The organism is Sorangium sp. So ce836, assembly GCF_028553905.1.
In the GTDB taxonomy this organism is placed as follows: domain Bacteria; phylum Myxococcota_A; class Polyangia; order Polyangiales; family Polyangiaceae; genus Sorangium; species Sorangium cellulosum_D.
Map to the genome: position 1 here is coordinate 11,280,895 of NZ_CP102233.1, position 14,778 is coordinate 11,295,672.

At 73.8% G+C, this 14,778-nt stretch carries 10 protein-coding genes and 1 pseudogene; 8 read left to right on the top strand and 3 right to left on the bottom strand.

The features are described 5' to 3' along the window. Positions 1-80 precede the first annotated feature (80 nt). Positions 81-1,262 (top strand): FIST C-terminal domain-containing protein, encoded by a 1,182-nt coding sequence (locus NQZ70_RS41170; protein ID WP_129579101.1) that lies wholly within the window; start codon positions 81-83, stop codon positions 1,260-1,262. 55 nt (positions 1,263-1,317) lie between these two features. Here NQZ70_RS41170 and NQZ70_RS41175 read toward each other — a convergent pair whose 3' ends face one another. After that, the gene (locus tag NQZ70_RS41175) at positions 1,318-3,726 is read right to left on the bottom strand and encodes a protein kinase domain-containing protein (RefSeq protein WP_129579102.1); all 2,409 of its coding nucleotides are present in this window, start codon (positions 3,724-3,726) and stop codon (positions 1,318-1,320) included. A 108-nt stretch (positions 3,727-3,834) separates the two neighbouring features. On the opposite strand from NQZ70_RS41175, the gene NQZ70_RS41180 reads away from it, so the two are divergent. The 4 genes from NQZ70_RS41180 to NQZ70_RS41195 all read left to right on the top strand — a co-directional run bounded on the left by NQZ70_RS41180 (position 3,835) and on the right by NQZ70_RS41195 (position 8,462). Then, complete coding sequence (locus tag NQZ70_RS41180) at positions 3,835-4,866, top strand: ATP-binding cassette domain-containing protein (RefSeq protein WP_129579103.1); 1,032 nt, start codon at positions 3,835-3,837, stop codon at positions 4,864-4,866. Then, positions 4,863-5,669, top strand: a complete 807-nt coding sequence (locus NQZ70_RS41185) for an ABC-2 family transporter protein (protein WP_129579104.1) — start codon at positions 4,863-4,865, stop codon at positions 5,667-5,669. Before NQZ70_RS41180 ends, NQZ70_RS41185 begins: the two co-directional genes overlap by 4 nt. A 5-nt stretch (positions 5,670-5,674) precedes the next feature. Next, positions 5,675-6,460 (top strand): ABC-2 family transporter protein, encoded by a 786-nt coding sequence (locus NQZ70_RS41190; protein WP_207218033.1) that lies wholly within the window; start codon positions 5,675-5,677, stop codon positions 6,458-6,460. A 91-nt stretch (positions 6,461-6,551) separates the two neighbouring features. Beyond that, positions 6,552-8,462, top strand: a complete 1,911-nt coding sequence (locus tag NQZ70_RS41195; protein WP_129579105.1) for a PAS domain-containing protein — start codon at positions 6,552-6,554, stop codon at positions 8,460-8,462. A gap of 90 nt (positions 8,463-8,552) precedes the next feature. On the opposite strand, the gene NQZ70_RS41200 is transcribed toward NQZ70_RS41195, so the two are convergent. Further along, positions 8,553-10,568: a kelch repeat-containing protein gene (locus NQZ70_RS41200; RefSeq protein WP_129579106.1), complete on the bottom strand. Its 2,016-nt coding sequence runs from the start codon at positions 10,566-10,568 to the stop codon at positions 8,553-8,555. A gap of 279 nt (positions 10,569-10,847) precedes the next feature. Continuing rightward, positions 10,848-11,747 (bottom strand): LysR family transcriptional regulator, encoded by a 900-nt coding sequence (locus tag NQZ70_RS41205; protein WP_129579107.1) that lies wholly within the window; start codon positions 11,745-11,747, stop codon positions 10,848-10,850. Between the two features lie 146 nt (positions 11,748-11,893). Between NQZ70_RS41205 and NQZ70_RS41210 the strand changes: the two are divergent. From NQZ70_RS41210 to NQZ70_RS41220, 3 genes and pseudogenes are all read left to right on the top strand, one after another. Continuing rightward, positions 11,894-12,076, top strand: a pseudogene (locus tag NQZ70_RS41210) (glutathione S-transferase N-terminal domain-containing protein); the annotation flags it as partial. A gap of 14 nt (positions 12,077-12,090) precedes the next feature. Next, entirely contained in the window at positions 12,091-13,095 is a 1,005-nt protein-coding gene (locus NQZ70_RS41215) for a pyridoxamine 5'-phosphate oxidase family protein (RefSeq protein WP_129579109.1), read from the top strand. Between the two features lie 133 nt (positions 13,096-13,228). Further along, on the top strand, positions 13,229-14,773 hold the full coding sequence (locus tag NQZ70_RS41220) for a sensor histidine kinase (RefSeq protein ID WP_129579110.1): 1,545 nt from the start codon (positions 13,229-13,231) through the stop codon (positions 14,771-14,773). The last annotated feature ends 5 nt before the right edge of the window (positions 14,774-14,778 follow it).

The window sequence follows — 14,778 nt, forward strand, 5'->3', positions numbered from 1 at the left end:
GGCGCGACTATCGCACGATAAACTTCTTCAGCGGGGCCTGTCGAGTGGGCGACGGCTCGGTTAGGATGGACCCGCCAGCCATGGCACGAAGCTTCTCCGCCACCTGTGGGCCGGATGGCCTCCTCCACCACCTGGCCGACCTGCGCAGCGCCGTCCCGTCGGCCTCGGGCGGGGTCGTCTTCGTCTCCGGGCAGCTCGCCCAGCGCGCCTCGGGCGTCGCCGAGCTCGTCCGTAGCACGTGGCGCGGCATCCCCGCCTGCGTCGTGCCCGCCGCGGGGGTGCTCAGCGAGCGCGGCGAGATCGAGGGGGACACCGGCGCGAGCGGGGTGCTCTGGTCCGGCGGGCAGGTCACGCCGTTCGCGCTGCCCGAGCGCGCCGAGGAGCCGGTGCGCCTCCTGCGCGAGACCCTCGGCCGCATCGTCGGCCGCCGCTCCGCGACCGCGATCCTCTTCGTACGGCCCGGGGCGTTCGCCCCCGACACGCTCGAGGCGCTCGCCTCCACCCCGCCCAGCACGTGCCTGTTCGGCGCCGGGACCGCGTCCGGCTCCGCCATCGGCGTCACGTCCCAGGGCGAGCTGCTCGAGGGCGCGACGGTCGGCCTCGCCATCACCGGGCTCGCCCCGCCCCTCGTCGACGCCTCGCCGGCCGTCCGGCTGCTCTCCGGCTTCCACCCCATCGAGGAGGTGAGCGGCGGCGTCGTGCTCCGCGCCGGCGGGCGGCCCGCGCTCGACCTCCTGTCCGCCGCGACCGCCGCGCTCGGCGAGCAGCCCAGCCCCCAGCACCTCGTCCTCGCCGCGCTCGCCGACCCGCCCGATCCGCGCGGCGACGCCGCCGATCCGCGCGGCGACGCCGCCACGCCGGCGGCGCCCCGCGACGCGCGCTACGTGCTGCGGCCGGTCCGCGGCGTCGATCCGTCGCGGCGCGGGCTCCTGGTCGGCGACGACGCGAGGCCCGGGGCGCGCCTCGCCTTCGCGGTGCGCGACGCCGCCGCCGCCCGCGCCGGGCTCGAGGGGATCGCCCGGCAGGTGTCCCAGAGCGCGCTCGGGTCGGCCCCGCGCTTCGCGCTCTACCTGAGCTGCGCCGGGCGCGGCCAGGGCCTGTACGGGGCGCCCGACGTCGAGGCGCGCATCCTGCGCCACCGCTTCGCGGATCTCCCGATCGCCGGCATGCACTCGAGCTTCGAGATCGCCCCGTGGGCGCCGGGCCAGGCCCGGCTCGCCCTCTACACCGGCGTGCTCGCGCTCTTCCGCGCGCCGAGCTGAGCGCCGCGCGCGCCCCTGCACGCGGCGCCGGGCCCCGCCCCGGACGCACGGCGCGTCAGCGCTCGAGGTACACGGCGATCACGGCGGAGGCCCGCCGCTCCACCTCGGCCTGGATCGCCGCGTAGCGCGGGTCCGCGCGCAGCGAGGCGAAGACGGGACAGCGCTCCATCCAGACCAGGTCGAACAGGCCGTCGGCCAGCGAGAGCTCGAGCGCATGCAGCGCGAGCTCCGGTTTGCCGACGAACGCCGCGAGCTCCGCCTGGAGCTGCCGCATGAACGACGTGCGCCGCAGCGCCGTGACGGGCCCGCTCGCGCCCGGCGCCAGCGCGGGCCGGTCGTCCGACAGCCGATCCGAAAGGACATCCTCGATCAGCGGCACGAACGGGTCGGGGGCGTGCGGGAAGGCGTCGCGCACGCGCCGCTGCGAGAGCGCCGCGAGCACCTCCGGGTCGCGCAGCCACATCGCCCTGCGCATCTGGTAGACCGAGTTCCCCGATCCGCTGCCCGAGTTCGGCAGCACCCTGATCACGTCCTCGCCTTCCGACCACCGGTTATGGAGCGCGTACGCGCGCGCCAGCGCGTACGCCGCGAGCACCACCTCGGGATCGCGCGCCAGCGCGGACCGCGCCCGCCGCGCGCCCTCCTCGAACGCGCCGCACTCGATCAGGATGGTGCCGATGAGGCCCTCCGCCTCGGCGTTCCCGGACGCGAGCGCGGCCTTGAGCTCCCGCATCGCCCCGATCACGTCGAGGCGCTGGAGCCGCACCGACGCCATCGCGAGCCGCGCGTCCGCCAGCCCGGGCGCCGCGGCGGCGGCGCGCGCCGCCGCCTGTATGGCCAGCTCGCCGCCCTGATCCGTGAAGAACCAGAAGCGCGAGCGCGCGAGCGCGTACGCCGACAGGATCATCGGATCCTCGGGCGCGCGCGCGAGCGCCTGCTCGAAGAGCTCGATCGCGCGCGCCTGGTGCTCCGGCCAGTACCGCCGGTACTCGTGGCGACCGCGCAGGAACAGGTCGAGCGCGACCGGATCGCTCGGCGCGGTGCGGCTCGGGGCGGCCGCGTCGAGGGTCAGCGCCGCCGCGACCGCCTCGGCGACCTCGTCGTTGATCCGCAGCACCTCGGCCTCGGGGCGGTCGAAGCGCTTCGCCCACAGCTGGAACCCGTCGGCGACGCAGACGAGCCGCGCGCTGACCCGCACCGTCCCGTCGCGCCGCCGCACCGAGCCGCCGACGACCACCTGCACCCCGAGCTCGCGCCCGATCTCGCGCGGGTCGACCTCGCCGTCCGGCCGCCGCGGCAGCGACCCGCGCGACCGCACCCGCAGGCCCCGGGTCATGGATAGCGTGTCGATGAGATCGTCGGTCAGCTCCTCGGCCAGGTACGCGTCGGACGGCGCGCCCTGGTTCGCGAACGGGAGGACCGCCACGCTCTTGCCGCCCGGATCGTTCGACGAGGAGATCGGCCCCGAGATGACCCCGGAGACCCCGGAGATCGCCGTCCGCTCGTGCGGCGGCGTGAACGCCGGCGGGACGACCGTGGCCGGGCGCGTGAGCGACGCGAGCTCGTGCGCGACGCTCTCGACGGACGCGTACCGCTCGTCGCGCGAGCGGGCCATGCACCGGAGCACCACGCGCGCGAGGGCGTCGGGCAGGTCGGCGCGCCGGCGCCGCGGGTCCGGAGGGTCGGAGACGAGGCGCGCCGCGGCGACGGCGAGCGGCGCGTCGCCCTGCCACGCGCGCTCGCCCGTGAGCATCTCGAAGAGCATGGCGCCGAGCGCGTAGACGTCGGCGCGCGCGTCGATGTCCGTGGCGCCCTGCACCTGCTCGGGCGCCATGTACGCCGGCGTCCCCATCACCGCGCCCAGCGTCTTGCCCGCCTCGCCGTCCGGCGCGATCGCGCGCGCGATCCCGAAGTCGGTCAGCACGACGCGCCCGTCGCGCCCGAGCAGCACGTTGTCCGGCTTGAGGTCGCGGTGGATGACGCCGGCCCGGTGCGCGGCCACGAGCCCCGCGCACACGCTCTCGAGGATGTCCATGGTGCGGGCCACGGCGAGGCGCCGCTCGCGCGCGAGGAGCGCGGCGAGCGGCTCGCCGTCGATGAACTCCATCGTCAGGAACCGGTCGCCCTCGTGCTCGCCGATGTCGAAGACGCGCGCCACGTTGGGGTGCGTCACCTTGCGCGAGAGCCGCACCTCGCGCCGGAACCGATCGATCACCTCGGGCGAGCCGCTGAGCTCGCGCCGCAGCACCTTGACGGCGACGACCTCCTCGAGCTCCAGGTCGCGGGCGCGGTACACGCTCCCCATGCCGCCGATGCCGACCAGCCCGAGGAGCTCGTACCGGCCAGCGAGGACCTGGCGCGGGCCGGTCTCGGCGGCGGCGTTCGAGGGCTCGGCGCCCGCCCGGGCGCCGCTCGCCGGGAGCGGTGTGTCGTGGATCGTGTCGTCCTTGAAGCTCTGCGGCATAGGGGATCCGGGCCGTTGCCCCCGCGCCCTGAGGTTAGCCCGGATCGGCCGAGCGAGCATTCGGTCGCCGCGGGAGCTCCAGCGCGGAGGTGCTAGTGTCCGCCGACCATGGCAGAGGCGTCGAGCGCGATCGTGGTGGAATCGCTCTGCAAATCGTACCAGGTCCACGAGCGCGCCCCCGGCTTCGGGGCGATGGTGCGCTCGGTCTTCCGGCGCCGCACCCGGGTGGTCCACGCGGTCGAGGACCTGTCGTTCTCGATCGCGCCCGGCGAGCGCGTCGGTTTCCTGGGCCCGAACGGCGCCGGCAAGACGACGACGCTGAAGGTCCTCTCCGGCCTGCTCCACCCGTCGGGCGGCCGGGTCCGGGTGGCGGGCTTCGTCCCGCAGCACCGCGAGGTCGGCTTCCTCAAGCGGATCACCCTCGTGATGGGCCAGAAGCAGCAGCTCCTCTGGGACCTCCCCCCCGCCGAGACCTTCGCCCTGAACCGCGCCATCTACGGGATCAGTGAGGCGGATTTCAAGAAGACGCTCGGTGAGCTGGAAGACCTGCTCGGGATCGCCGCCATCGCCTCGAAGCCGACGCGGCAGCTCTCGCTCGGCGAGCGCATGAAGTGCGAGCTCGCGGCCGCCCTGCTGCACCGGCCGGAGATCCTGTTCCTCGACGAGCCGACGATCGGGCTCGACGTGGCGATGCAGCTCGGCGTGCGGGAGTTCATCCGCCGCTACAACGAGCAGCGCCGGGCCACGGTGGTGCTCACGTCCCATTACATGGACGACGTGGCGGCGCTCTGCCCTCGGGTCATCGTCATCGACAAGGGGCGGCTGCGCTACGACGGCGACCTCGCGGCGCTCGCCCGCAGCGTGCGGCCTCACAAGCGGATCGCGCTGCGCTTCGGCGGCCCGGTCGACCGGGCGCTCCTCGAGCGGGTCGGCGCCGTGCTCTCGTTCGAGCCGGGCCGCGCGGTGCTGCAGGTGTCGCAGGAGGAGCTGCGCCAGGCCATGTCCTGGCTGCTCGGCCAGACGGACATCGCGGATCTCACGGTCGAGGATCCTCCCCTGGAGGAGGTGATGCGGGAGCTCTTCGCGGGCGAGGGGCCGGCCGGCGGGCCGGCGGGCGCCGCGGGCGGGGCCGCGTCGTGAGCGCGGTCTCCAGGGCGATCCGGGCGTTCCCGACGCTGCTCCGCGTCGGGGTCGCGGCCGCGATGGCGTACCGGGCCGAGATGCTGATCTGGATGCTCACGACGACGATGCCGCTCGTGAGCCTCGCGCTCTGGTCGGCGGTGGCGGCGAGCGCCCCGGTCGGCCGCTTCGGGGCGAGCGATTTCACCGCGTATTTCCTGGCCATCCTCATCGTCCGGCAGATGACCGGCTCGTGGCTCGTCTGGGAGCTGAACATGGAGATCAAGAGCGGCGCCCTCTCGCAGCGCCTGCTCAAGCCGATCCACCCGCTCGTCTCCTTCGCCGCCGACAACCTCGCCGCGCTCCCGCTGCGGGCGGCGCTCTGCCTGCCCATCGCGATCATCGCGCTCGCCGTCACCTCGGGCGAGCGGTTCCAGCCGACGCCCCTCGAGCTCGGGATCTGGGCGGCGTCGCTGGTCGGCGCCTGGATGATCAACTTCTTCATGATGGCGCTGATCGGCTCGCTCGCGTTCGTGATCGAGAGCTCGACCGCGGTGTTCGACGTCTACCTCGCGGCCTTCATGGTCCTCGCCGGCTACCTCGTCCCGATCGAGCTGTTCCCCGCGTGGCTCGGCGACGTCGCGCGGGCCCTGCCGTTCCGGTACAGCCTCGCGTTCCCGGTCGAGCTCATCACCGGCCTGCTCGCGCCGGGCCGCGCGCTCACCGAGCTCGCGGTGCAGTGGGCGTTCGCGCTCGTCACCGCCGCGGCGGCGCTCGTCGCGTGGCGCGCGGGCGTCCGGCGGTTCTCGGCGTTCGGCGGGTGAGCGGCGTGCGTTACCTCCGGCTCCTCGCGACGCAGCTGCGCGTCTCGCTCGCGCTCGGGATGCAGTACCGGTGGGATTTCCTGCTCGGCGCGGTGATGACCGTGGTCTGGACGCTGGTCGGGCTCGTCCCGCTCCACATCGCGCTCGCCGCGCGCCCGCCGGTCCAGGGCTGGACCTACGAGCGCGCGCTCGTCGTGGTCGGGTGGTTCACGCTCCTCAAGGGCATCCTGGAGGGGGCCGTGAACCCGTCGCTCATCAGCGTGGTCGACCAGATCCGGAAGGGCACGCTCGACTTCACGCTGCTCAAGCCGGCGGACGCGCAGTTCCTCGTGTCCACGGCCAGGTTCGAGGTCCGCAAGGTCGTGGACGCCGCGGCCGCGGCGGCGATCTTCGTCTATGCGTTCGCGAAGATGGGCCGCGCCCCCGCGCCCGCCGACCTGGCGCTCTCGCTGTGCCTGCTCGTGACGGCGACGCTGGTGCTCTACTCCATCTGCATCCTGGTCATCTCCGCCGCGTTCTGGGTCGTGCGCCTCGACAACCTGGCGTACCTCTTCAACTCCCTCTTCGATTTCGCGCGCTGGCCGGTCACGATCTTCAACGGGTTCTGGCGCATCGCGTTCACCGTCGTCGTCCCGCTCGCGCTGATGACCACCTACCCGGCGGAGGCGATGCTCGGCACCATCGCCCCGCGCACGGCCGCCGCCGCGGCGCTCGGGGCGCTCGCCTTCGGCGCCGTCGGCCGCGCGGTGTGGAAACGGGCGATAGGGCGGTATACATCCGCGTCGAGCTGAGCGCCGTGAGGCCTTCCGGCGCGCGGCGCTGCGCACTAGGCTCGTCGACTTGACCTCCTGGCGCGAGGAGGGGCGGCATGGGGAAGGAGCCATGGTGGAGCACGGAGGGCTGACGCTCGAGGAGTTTGGCCGGAACCTCCTCGATCTCACGATGACGGACGACGTGATTCGCCGGCGAGCGATCTCCCTCCTGCCGCTGGCGCGCCGCGAGGAGCGGGAGCTCAAGATCCTCGGGAAGCCGTCGCGCCTCACGGTCGACTTCCAGATCGGCGACGCGACGGTGACGCGCGGCGTGAGCGTCGCGTTCGACGTCTCGATCCCGCAGGTCCTGACGGTCCGGGTCGATACGGCCGGGGAGGCCGACGCGGCGGAGCATCGGCTCGACGCGACGATCGTGCTGCGCATCACGCCGAGGCCGCGCGCGCCGCTCGGGATCTACCTCGACGTGGCGGAGCCGGCGGCGGGGTCGGTGCTGTTCGCCGAGTCGCAGGCCGGCTCGAAGGACTACCTGCGCGCCCGGATCGAAGAGGAGGTGCGGAAGGAGCTCCTTCGCCTCGTCCGCGCCCGGATCGCGGAGACCGAGGCCGAGCGCGCCATCGATCTGGAGGAGCCGCTCGCCCGCGCGCTCGGGGCCGCTTTCGCCGACCCGGGCGGCCGCGAGGCGCCGCCGCCGAGCCGGCTGCGCGCGGGCGGCGCCGCGCCCCAGCACGGCGCCGCGGCCCAGTACGGCGCTCCGGCCGGCGAGCTGGACGCGCAGCTCCGGACCTTCGGGAACGCCATGCCCCTCCAGGTGTGGACCGCGCGCCCGGACGGCAAGCTGAACTTCGTGAACCAGGCCGTGCTCGACTACTTCGATCGCACGGAAGGCCAGATGCTCGGCGAGGGCTGGCTCGCCATGCTGCACCCGGACGACGTCCAGAAGACGATCGCGGTGTGGACGCGGAGCCTGGAGACGGGGCAGCCGTACGAGACGGAGTTCCGCCTGCGGCGCGCGAGCGACCAGAGCTACCGCGAGCACGTGGCGAGAGCGCTGCCGCAGCGCGACGCGGCGGGGAACATCGTGCTGTGGATCGGCGGCACGACCGACGTGGCCGAGCTGCGCCGGGCCGAGGCCGCCCTGCGGCGGAGCGAGGCACGTTACCGGCTCTTCGCGGAGGGGACGAACGAGGGCATCTGGTTCTGGAACATCCGCGAGGACACGACGGAGTGGAGCGATCGCATGCTGGAGATGATGGGCGTCGGCCGCGAGGCGTGGGGCGGGACGTTCATGAGCTTCTTCGAGCGCTTGCACCCCGACGATCGGGGCCGCATGCAGGCCGCGCTCAAGGCGCACCTCGAGGAGCGGCGGCCGTTCGCGATCGAGTACCGGCTGCGGCACGAGGACGGGGAGTATCGCGACATGTTCACCCGCGGCATGGCGGAGTGGGACGAGCGGGGCGTGCCGTTCCAGATGGCGGGCGGCGCGACCGACGTCACGGAGCAGAAGCGCCATCAGGCCATGCTGAAGGAGCGGCTCGAGATCATCGAGCGGCAGCAGGAGGCGATCCGGGCGCTGTCGACGCCGATCATCGAGGTCTGGAAGGGGGTCCTGACGATGCCGGTGCTCGGCGTGCTGGACGAGCAGCGCTCGCAGCAGATGATGGAGGTGCTGCTCGAGGCCGTGGCGCGGACCCGGTGCCGTCACGCGATCATCGATCTCACCGGGGTGAGCGCGCTGGACGCGGCCACGGCCGATCACGTGCTGAGGCTCATCGACGCCGTCGCGATGCTCGGCGCGCAGGGCATCGTCGTCGGCATCCGGCCCGAGGTGGCGCAGACGGTGGTGTCGCTGGGGCTCGATCTGTCGAACATCAAGACGCTCTCGAACCTGCGGGAGGCGCTCCTCTTCGCGATGCAATCGAGCGGGGTGTCGGTCCGGCGGCGCCGGAGGCGGCGGGATCCGCGCGAGGACGCGGACGAGGCGCCGCGCGCGCGGGAGCCGCTGTCCGAGCGCGAGGGGTGACGGGCGGCGCGTGAGCGGGCGCGATCCGTGCCGCGATGGGCGGCGCCGCCGCTCCGGCGGGACGAGCTCGCCGAGGAGAAGACGGCGCGATCACCTGGCTCCGGAGCGCCGCCGGCGCACGCCCAGCGCGCCGAGGAGCGCGAGCGCCCCGAGCCATTGCGGGTGAGCCTCACCAGGGCTCGCGACGCCGCAGCCCATCGATGTGTGGCTGCCGCCGTCCGGAGCTCCGGCGTCAGCGCCGCCGCTTCCAGCGTGGTCTCCACCGCTGCCGGCGCCTGCCACTGAATCGCCGCCGGACGACTGCGAGGTGCTGCCAGCGCCGGCGCTGCCGCTGCCACCCTCGCCAGCGCCGGCGCTGCCGCTGCCACCCTCGCCAGCGCTGCCGCCGGCGCCGCTGCCACCCTCGCCAGCGCTGCCGCCGGCGCCGCCGCTGCCACCCTCGCCAGCGCTGCCGCCGGCGCCGCCTCTGCCACCCTCGCCAGCGCTGCCGCCGGCTCCGCCGCTGCCACCCTCGCCAGCGCTGCCCCCCTCGCCTCCGCTGCCGCAAATGTCGATGGCGCCTGCGGCGCACGCGCCCGCCTGGCAGGTGTCGCCGTCGGTGCATGCATCCCCGTCGTCACAGACCGGGCCGGTGAGCGGCGCACAGCGACCGTTCTGGGAGGCGCCGGCGGCCACCGCGCAAGCATCGCAAGGGCCGGCATCGCAGGCGGCATCGCAGCAGACCCCATCCACGCAGAAGCCGCTCCCGCAGGAGGCGCCATCGTCACACGGCGCGCCGAGCGGAGACGAAGGCATGTAGAGCTCCGCGTCGGCCATCGAGACGGGCCCGCTCGTCGGATCGCCGGCGTCGCCGCCGGCGATCAACACCGCGCCGTCGAGGAGCTGCGTCGCCGTGTGACCAGCCCGGGGGAGCTTCATCGGCGCCGCCGGGCTCCAGCGCTCCGCGACCGGGTCGAACATCCACGCAGCGTCAGAGAACTTGTGGACAGAATCGCAGTCCCACGGATCGGTGCCAGTACACTCCTCGCCGTTGAACTCGATCGTGTAGCCGCCGATGAACAATGCGCGGCCGTCCCGCAGCGCCGTCAGCGCCGGCGACTCGGTCTCGGCCGGCAAGTCGAACGGCGGCGTCGCGGTCTGGGTGTCCGTGACCGGGTCATAGACGCTGGAACCGGCGCCGGGCCCAGAGCCGCGCCGGATCGAGAGCACCCTCCCGTCCGACAGCAACACGATGTCCTTGAAGCGGAGAGCCGGCCCCGGGGTCCACGTCGCCGAGGCCGGATCGAACAGCTCGGAGCGGGAGATGCCATCGCTGACGAGGACCCTGCCGTCCCTCAGCGGGATCGCGCCGCGAACCGAGCGCATCGCGGTCAGCATGGGCGTGGTCGCCGACCACGTGTCGGTGGCAGGATCGTAGATCTCCGCGACGCCGCGGCTCGGAGATGGGCCCTCGAGGACCCCCCCGCCGGCGACGAGCACACGGCCGTCGGCCAGCACGGCCGTGCCGCACGTCGAGACCGCGCGGGGGGTGGGCATCCGCGCCGTGGAGGTCCACACATCGAGCGCGGGATCGTAGAGCTCGAACGAGACCCCCGACGCGACGAGCACACGGCCGTCCAGGAGGACCATGGCGCGGGCCCGCCGGGCGGTTCCGGTGATGGCCCTCGGCGCGGCAGGAGCCCATGTCCCTGTCGCCGGATCGTACAGCGCCGTGCTGGTGAGGGCCGTCTCCGAGGTCGACCCGTCAGGATAGTGCTCCAGAGTCGTCCGCGTCACGCCCCCGAAGACGAGGACCTGGCCGCTGTGGAGCCCGACGGCGTGGTGGTCGGCCCGGGGCTCGGGCATCGTGGAGGTCGCGGCGTCGGCCGGTGGATCCTCGCCCGCGGTCTCGAGGAGGGGCGGGTCGAGCCAGGAGCCGGCCGGCCCCCTGCCCAGGCCGTCGCCCTGCGTGCAGCCGGCCAGGGCCGCAGCGCAGAGGGCAATCGCCGCTGGCCGCACGGGCAGGAGCAAGGCCCCGGCCCGCCGCGCAGCGCTCCGAGCGCCAAGGCTGCTCCCGCTGCCGCCCTCGCTGTCCGCCGAGCATCGTTGAAACTGAAGCGCTCGCATCTCATAAGCTCCTGCGCCCCCGCCCCCTGCCGCGTCGGGCCGCAGGACGTCGGGTGCGCCGGGGCTCGACGAAATTCATCCGAGGCCGAGGTCGCGCGGAGCTTCGGGGAAAGATGAAAGCGCGGAGGTCAGCCCCCCGCGAGCGGCGTGATCCACGTGGGGTCGCGGGTGGCGACGGCGGAATGCGGCTGGTCGGCAAGGAGGACGGCGAGCGCTACGCGCGCGCGGCCACGACGTGCCTGGTGCTCGACGGGAAATGAGCGGGGGCGCAGGCCGCGATCAGCGTAGCCACGCCTCGGCCCTCAGCCGCTCGACCAGGAAATCGACGAAGGCCCGCACCCTCGCCGCCGCGCGGCGGCCCTCGTAGTGGACGACGTGGATCGGGACCGGCGGCGGCTCGAACGCCGGGAGCACGATCGCGAGGCGCCCGTCGCGCAGCTCCGGGCCGATCTGGTACGAGAGCACGCGCGCGAGCCCCCGTCCGGCAGCGGCCGCCGCGATGGCCACGTCGGCCGTGTTGACGAGGAGCTGGGACGGCGGGAGGACCTTCTCGACCCGCGCGCCCGACCCGAACGACCACTCCTCGGGTGAGCCCGTCTGCGAGAACGAGATGGTGTCGAGCTGCGCCAGGTCGGCCGGCGTCGCGGGCGCGCCGCGCGCGGCGAGGTAGCCCGGCGACGCGCAGACCACCCGCCGCACCGAGCCGACGCGGATCGCGGTCAGCGACGAATCCCGCAGATGGGCAATCCGGACGGCGACGTCGATCCCCTCGTCGAGCATGTCCACGACCCGATCGAGGAGCAGCGTCCGCGCCGACACGCGCGGATGGCGCGCCAGGAAATCGAACAGGATCGGCGCGACGAACATCCGCCCGAACAGGACCGGCGCCGTCACGCCGAGCTGTCCCCGCAGCGCCGCGTGAGACCCGGCCGCCGACGCCTCGGCCTCCTCGATCTCCGCGAGGATCCGCTTGCAGTCGGCGAGGAACCGGGCGCCCGCCTCGGTCAGGCGGACGATGCGCGTGGTGCGGTGCAGGAGCCGCGTGCCGATCCGCTCCTCCAGCGCGGAGATGGCCCGCGTCACCGCCGGCGGCGACATGGACAGCCGCCGCGCCGCGGGCGCGAAGCCCTCCTCCTCGGCGACGGCGACGAACACGCGCATGGTGTCCAGCCGATCCATCCAACTATTCCAGTTCCTGGAATGGTACCTTGTCAAGGATGGGTATTACCCATGGCAGGTGGAATGGGCATCTTCGGCTGGCGAGGCGGGGAAGCCCACGCGGGCCGCGCCGCCTCTCGCCACCATCCCTCCCCAAGGACACCGCGATGACGACCCCTGCCAGACCCATCCGTCTTTATCGTCACCCGCTCTCGGGACACGCGCACCGCGTGGAGCTGTCCCTGTCGCTGCTGCGGCTTCCGTTCGAGCGCGTCGACGTGGATCTGAAGAGCGGCGCCCAGAAGGCGCCCGAGCTCCTGCGCAAGAACCCCTTCGGTCAGATGCCGATGACAAGGACGGTCCTGTGAACGCCCTGCCCGGATGGCCCGGTGAGGGGTCGCCCTATCACCCGGGCGAGATGGCCGTGCAGGAGCGGGCCGGCGTGCGCGAGCGGGCCGAGAAGGCCGGACGCAGGGTCATCCGGGATTTCATGCCCGACCAGCACCGCGAGCTGTTCGCGAAGCTGCCGTTGTTGCTCGTCGGGAGCCTCGACGCGCAGGGCCGGCCCTGGGCCTCGCTCCTCGTGGGGCGGCCGGGGTTCATCGCCTCGCCGGATCCGCGGACGCTCGCCGTGAACGCGCGCCCGCTGCCCGGCGATCCGCTCGCCGCGCACCTCGTGGCGGGCGCGCCGGTGGGCCTGCTCGGCATCCAGCTCGAGACCCGCCGTCGCAACCGGATGAACGGCACGATCGTCGAGGCCGGAGACGGCGGCTTCGTCGTCGAGGTCGGGCAGAGCTTCGGCAACTGCCCGCAGTACATCCAGGCGCGAGAGCCGGTGTTCGTGAGAGAGCCCGGCGCGGCCGCCGCGCCTCCGGCGGCGCAGAAGGAAGGGCCGATCCTGTCCGCCGGCGCCGCGGCGTTGATCCGCCGGGCGGACACGTTCTTCATCGCGACCGCCGCGCCGGCCGCGCGCGGGGGCGGCGCGACCGAGGGGGCCGACGTGTCCCACCGGGGCGGCAAGCCCGGCTTCGTGCGCGTGACCGAGGAGGGCGGCCGCACGCTGCTGACCTCGCCGGATTTCGCCGGAAATTCTGCGTTCAACACGTTCGGCAACCTGGCGCTGAACCCGCACGCCGGGCTGCTCTTCGTGGATTTCGCGTCCGGCGGGGTGCTGTCGCTGACCGGAGAGGCCGAGGTGCTCTGGGACGGGGCGGAGCTCGCCGCCTTCGCCGGGGCCCAGCGGCTCCTGCGGTTCCGCGTGGCCGAGGGCGTGTGGACGGACGACGGGGTGCCGCTGCGCTGGTCGGCGCCGGTGGCGGCGCCGCAGCTCGCGGCGACCGGCTCGTGGGAGGACGTGGAGCGCGCGTGACAGAGGCGCTGCGGGGGCTTGCCCAGGGGAGTTTTGCCCCACCGGGGAGATCCGGGGCGGCCCCGGAACGACCCGCGCGGCGACGCTCCGGCTTGAGAATGCGCACGCGTCCTGCATCCTCCTCCAGGATCCCATGCGGCTCGCCAGCAAGCTCACCCTGGCCCTCGTCCTCGTCATGTGCGCGGCGCTGAGCCTCTACGGCTACCTCTCGGTCCGGCGCGAGCGGGCGCTGTTCGAGATGGACATGCGGCGCGACGAGCACCTCATCGGCATCGCCCTGCGCGCGGCGGTGACCGAGCGGTGGCGGCGCGACGGGCTCGACGAGGCGCTCCGCGTGCTCGACGAGGCGAGCGAGCGCAATGACGGCGTGCACTTCCGCTGGGTCTGGCTCGACGCGCCCCCCGGCGACCGCTTCGCGCCGGCGCTGCCCGCCGACGAGATCGCCGATCTCGCCGGGGGCACCGAGGTGTTCCGGATGCAGCGCGAGGGCGACAAGACCGGGCGCTTTTACACCTACGCGCCGGTCGCCGTGGACCCGGCGCGCGTCGGCGCGATCGAGATCTCGGAGTCGCTCGAGGAGGAGGAGTCGTACGTCCAGGCGGGCGTGGTCAACACGGTGATCACCATCATCGCCCTCGCGGCGCTGAGCGGTCTGCTGGCGATGACCTTCGGGCAGCTCCTCGTCGGGCGCCCGACGCAGCGGCTGGTCGACAAGACCCGGCGCATCGGGGAAGGCGACCTCGGCGGCCCGCTGATCCTGTCGCAACGCGACGAGCTCGGGCAGATCGCCCGCGAGATCAACGCGATGTGCGAGCACCTCGCCGAGGCGCGCGAGCGCGCCGCCCGGGAGACGACCGCGCGCATCGCCGCGCTGGAGCAGCTCCGGCACGCCGATCGGCTCACCACCGTGGGCAAGCTGGCGTCGGGCATCGCGCACGAGCTCGGCACGCCGCTCAACGTGGTGGGCGGTCGCGCCAAGATGATCGCCCGCGGCCTCTCGCCGGAGGAGGCGGCGGACAGCGCGCGCATCATCGCCGAGCAGGCGGATCGGATGACGAAGATCATCCGGCAGCTGCTCGATTTCGCGCGCCGCCGGGTGGCGCAGAAGGCGCCGGCCGATCTGGCGCAGATCGCGCGCCAGACGCTGGCCCTCTTGGAGCCCCTCGCCCGCAAGCGGGGCGTGACGCTCCGCCTCGACGAGGCGGACCTCGCCCCGCCCGGGGCGCAGGCCGAGGTGGACACCGGGCAGATGCAGCAGGTGCTCACGAACCTCGTGATGAACGGCATGCAGTCGATGAGGCGCGGCGGCGAGCTCACGGTCCGCGTCGAGCGCGCGCGCGCCCGCCCGCCGGCCGATCACGGCGGCGCCGAGGGCGAGCACGTCGCCGTCCGGGTGATCGACCGCGGCGACGGGATCGCGCCCGAGAACATCCTCCGCGTGTTCGAGCCGTTCTTCACCACGAAGGACGTCGGCGAGGGCACCGGCCTCGGGCTGAGCGTCTCCTACGGCATCGTGCGCGAGCACGGGGGCTGGCTCGACGTGGAGAGCGAGCTCGGCAAGGGCTCGACCTTCACGATGTACCTCGCCCCGAGCGGCCCGGGGGGCGAGGCGCCGGCGGCCGGGGAGGAGCGCGCGCCCTCTCCGGGGCAGGGCGGGCTGGCCGGGACGGCGGCCTAGCGGCG

Excerpts from the sequence above, each read along its gene's own strand:
- NQZ70_RS41170 (WP_129579101.1), top strand. The coding sequence starts at position 81 with ATGGCACGAAGCTTCTCCGCCACCTGTGGGCCGGATGGCCTCCTCCAC.
- NQZ70_RS41175 (WP_129579102.1), bottom strand. The coding sequence starts at position 3,726 with ATGCCGCAGAGCTTCAAGGACGACACGATCCACGACACACCGCTCCCG.
- NQZ70_RS41180 (WP_129579103.1), top strand. The coding sequence starts at position 3,835 with ATGGCAGAGGCGTCGAGCGCGATCGTGGTGGAATCGCTCTGCAAATCG.
- NQZ70_RS41195 (WP_129579105.1), top strand. The coding sequence starts at position 6,552 with ATGGTGGAGCACGGAGGGCTGACGCTCGAGGAGTTTGGCCGGAACCTC.
- NQZ70_RS41200 (WP_129579106.1), bottom strand. The coding sequence starts at position 10,568 with ATGCGAGCGCTTCAGTTTCAACGATGCTCGGCGGACAGCGAGGGCGGC.
- NQZ70_RS41205 (WP_129579107.1), bottom strand. The coding sequence starts at position 11,747 with ATGGATCGGCTGGACACCATGCGCGTGTTCGTCGCCGTCGCCGAGGAG.
- NQZ70_RS41220 (WP_129579110.1), top strand. The coding sequence starts at position 13,229 with ATGCGGCTCGCCAGCAAGCTCACCCTGGCCCTCGTCCTCGTCATGTGC.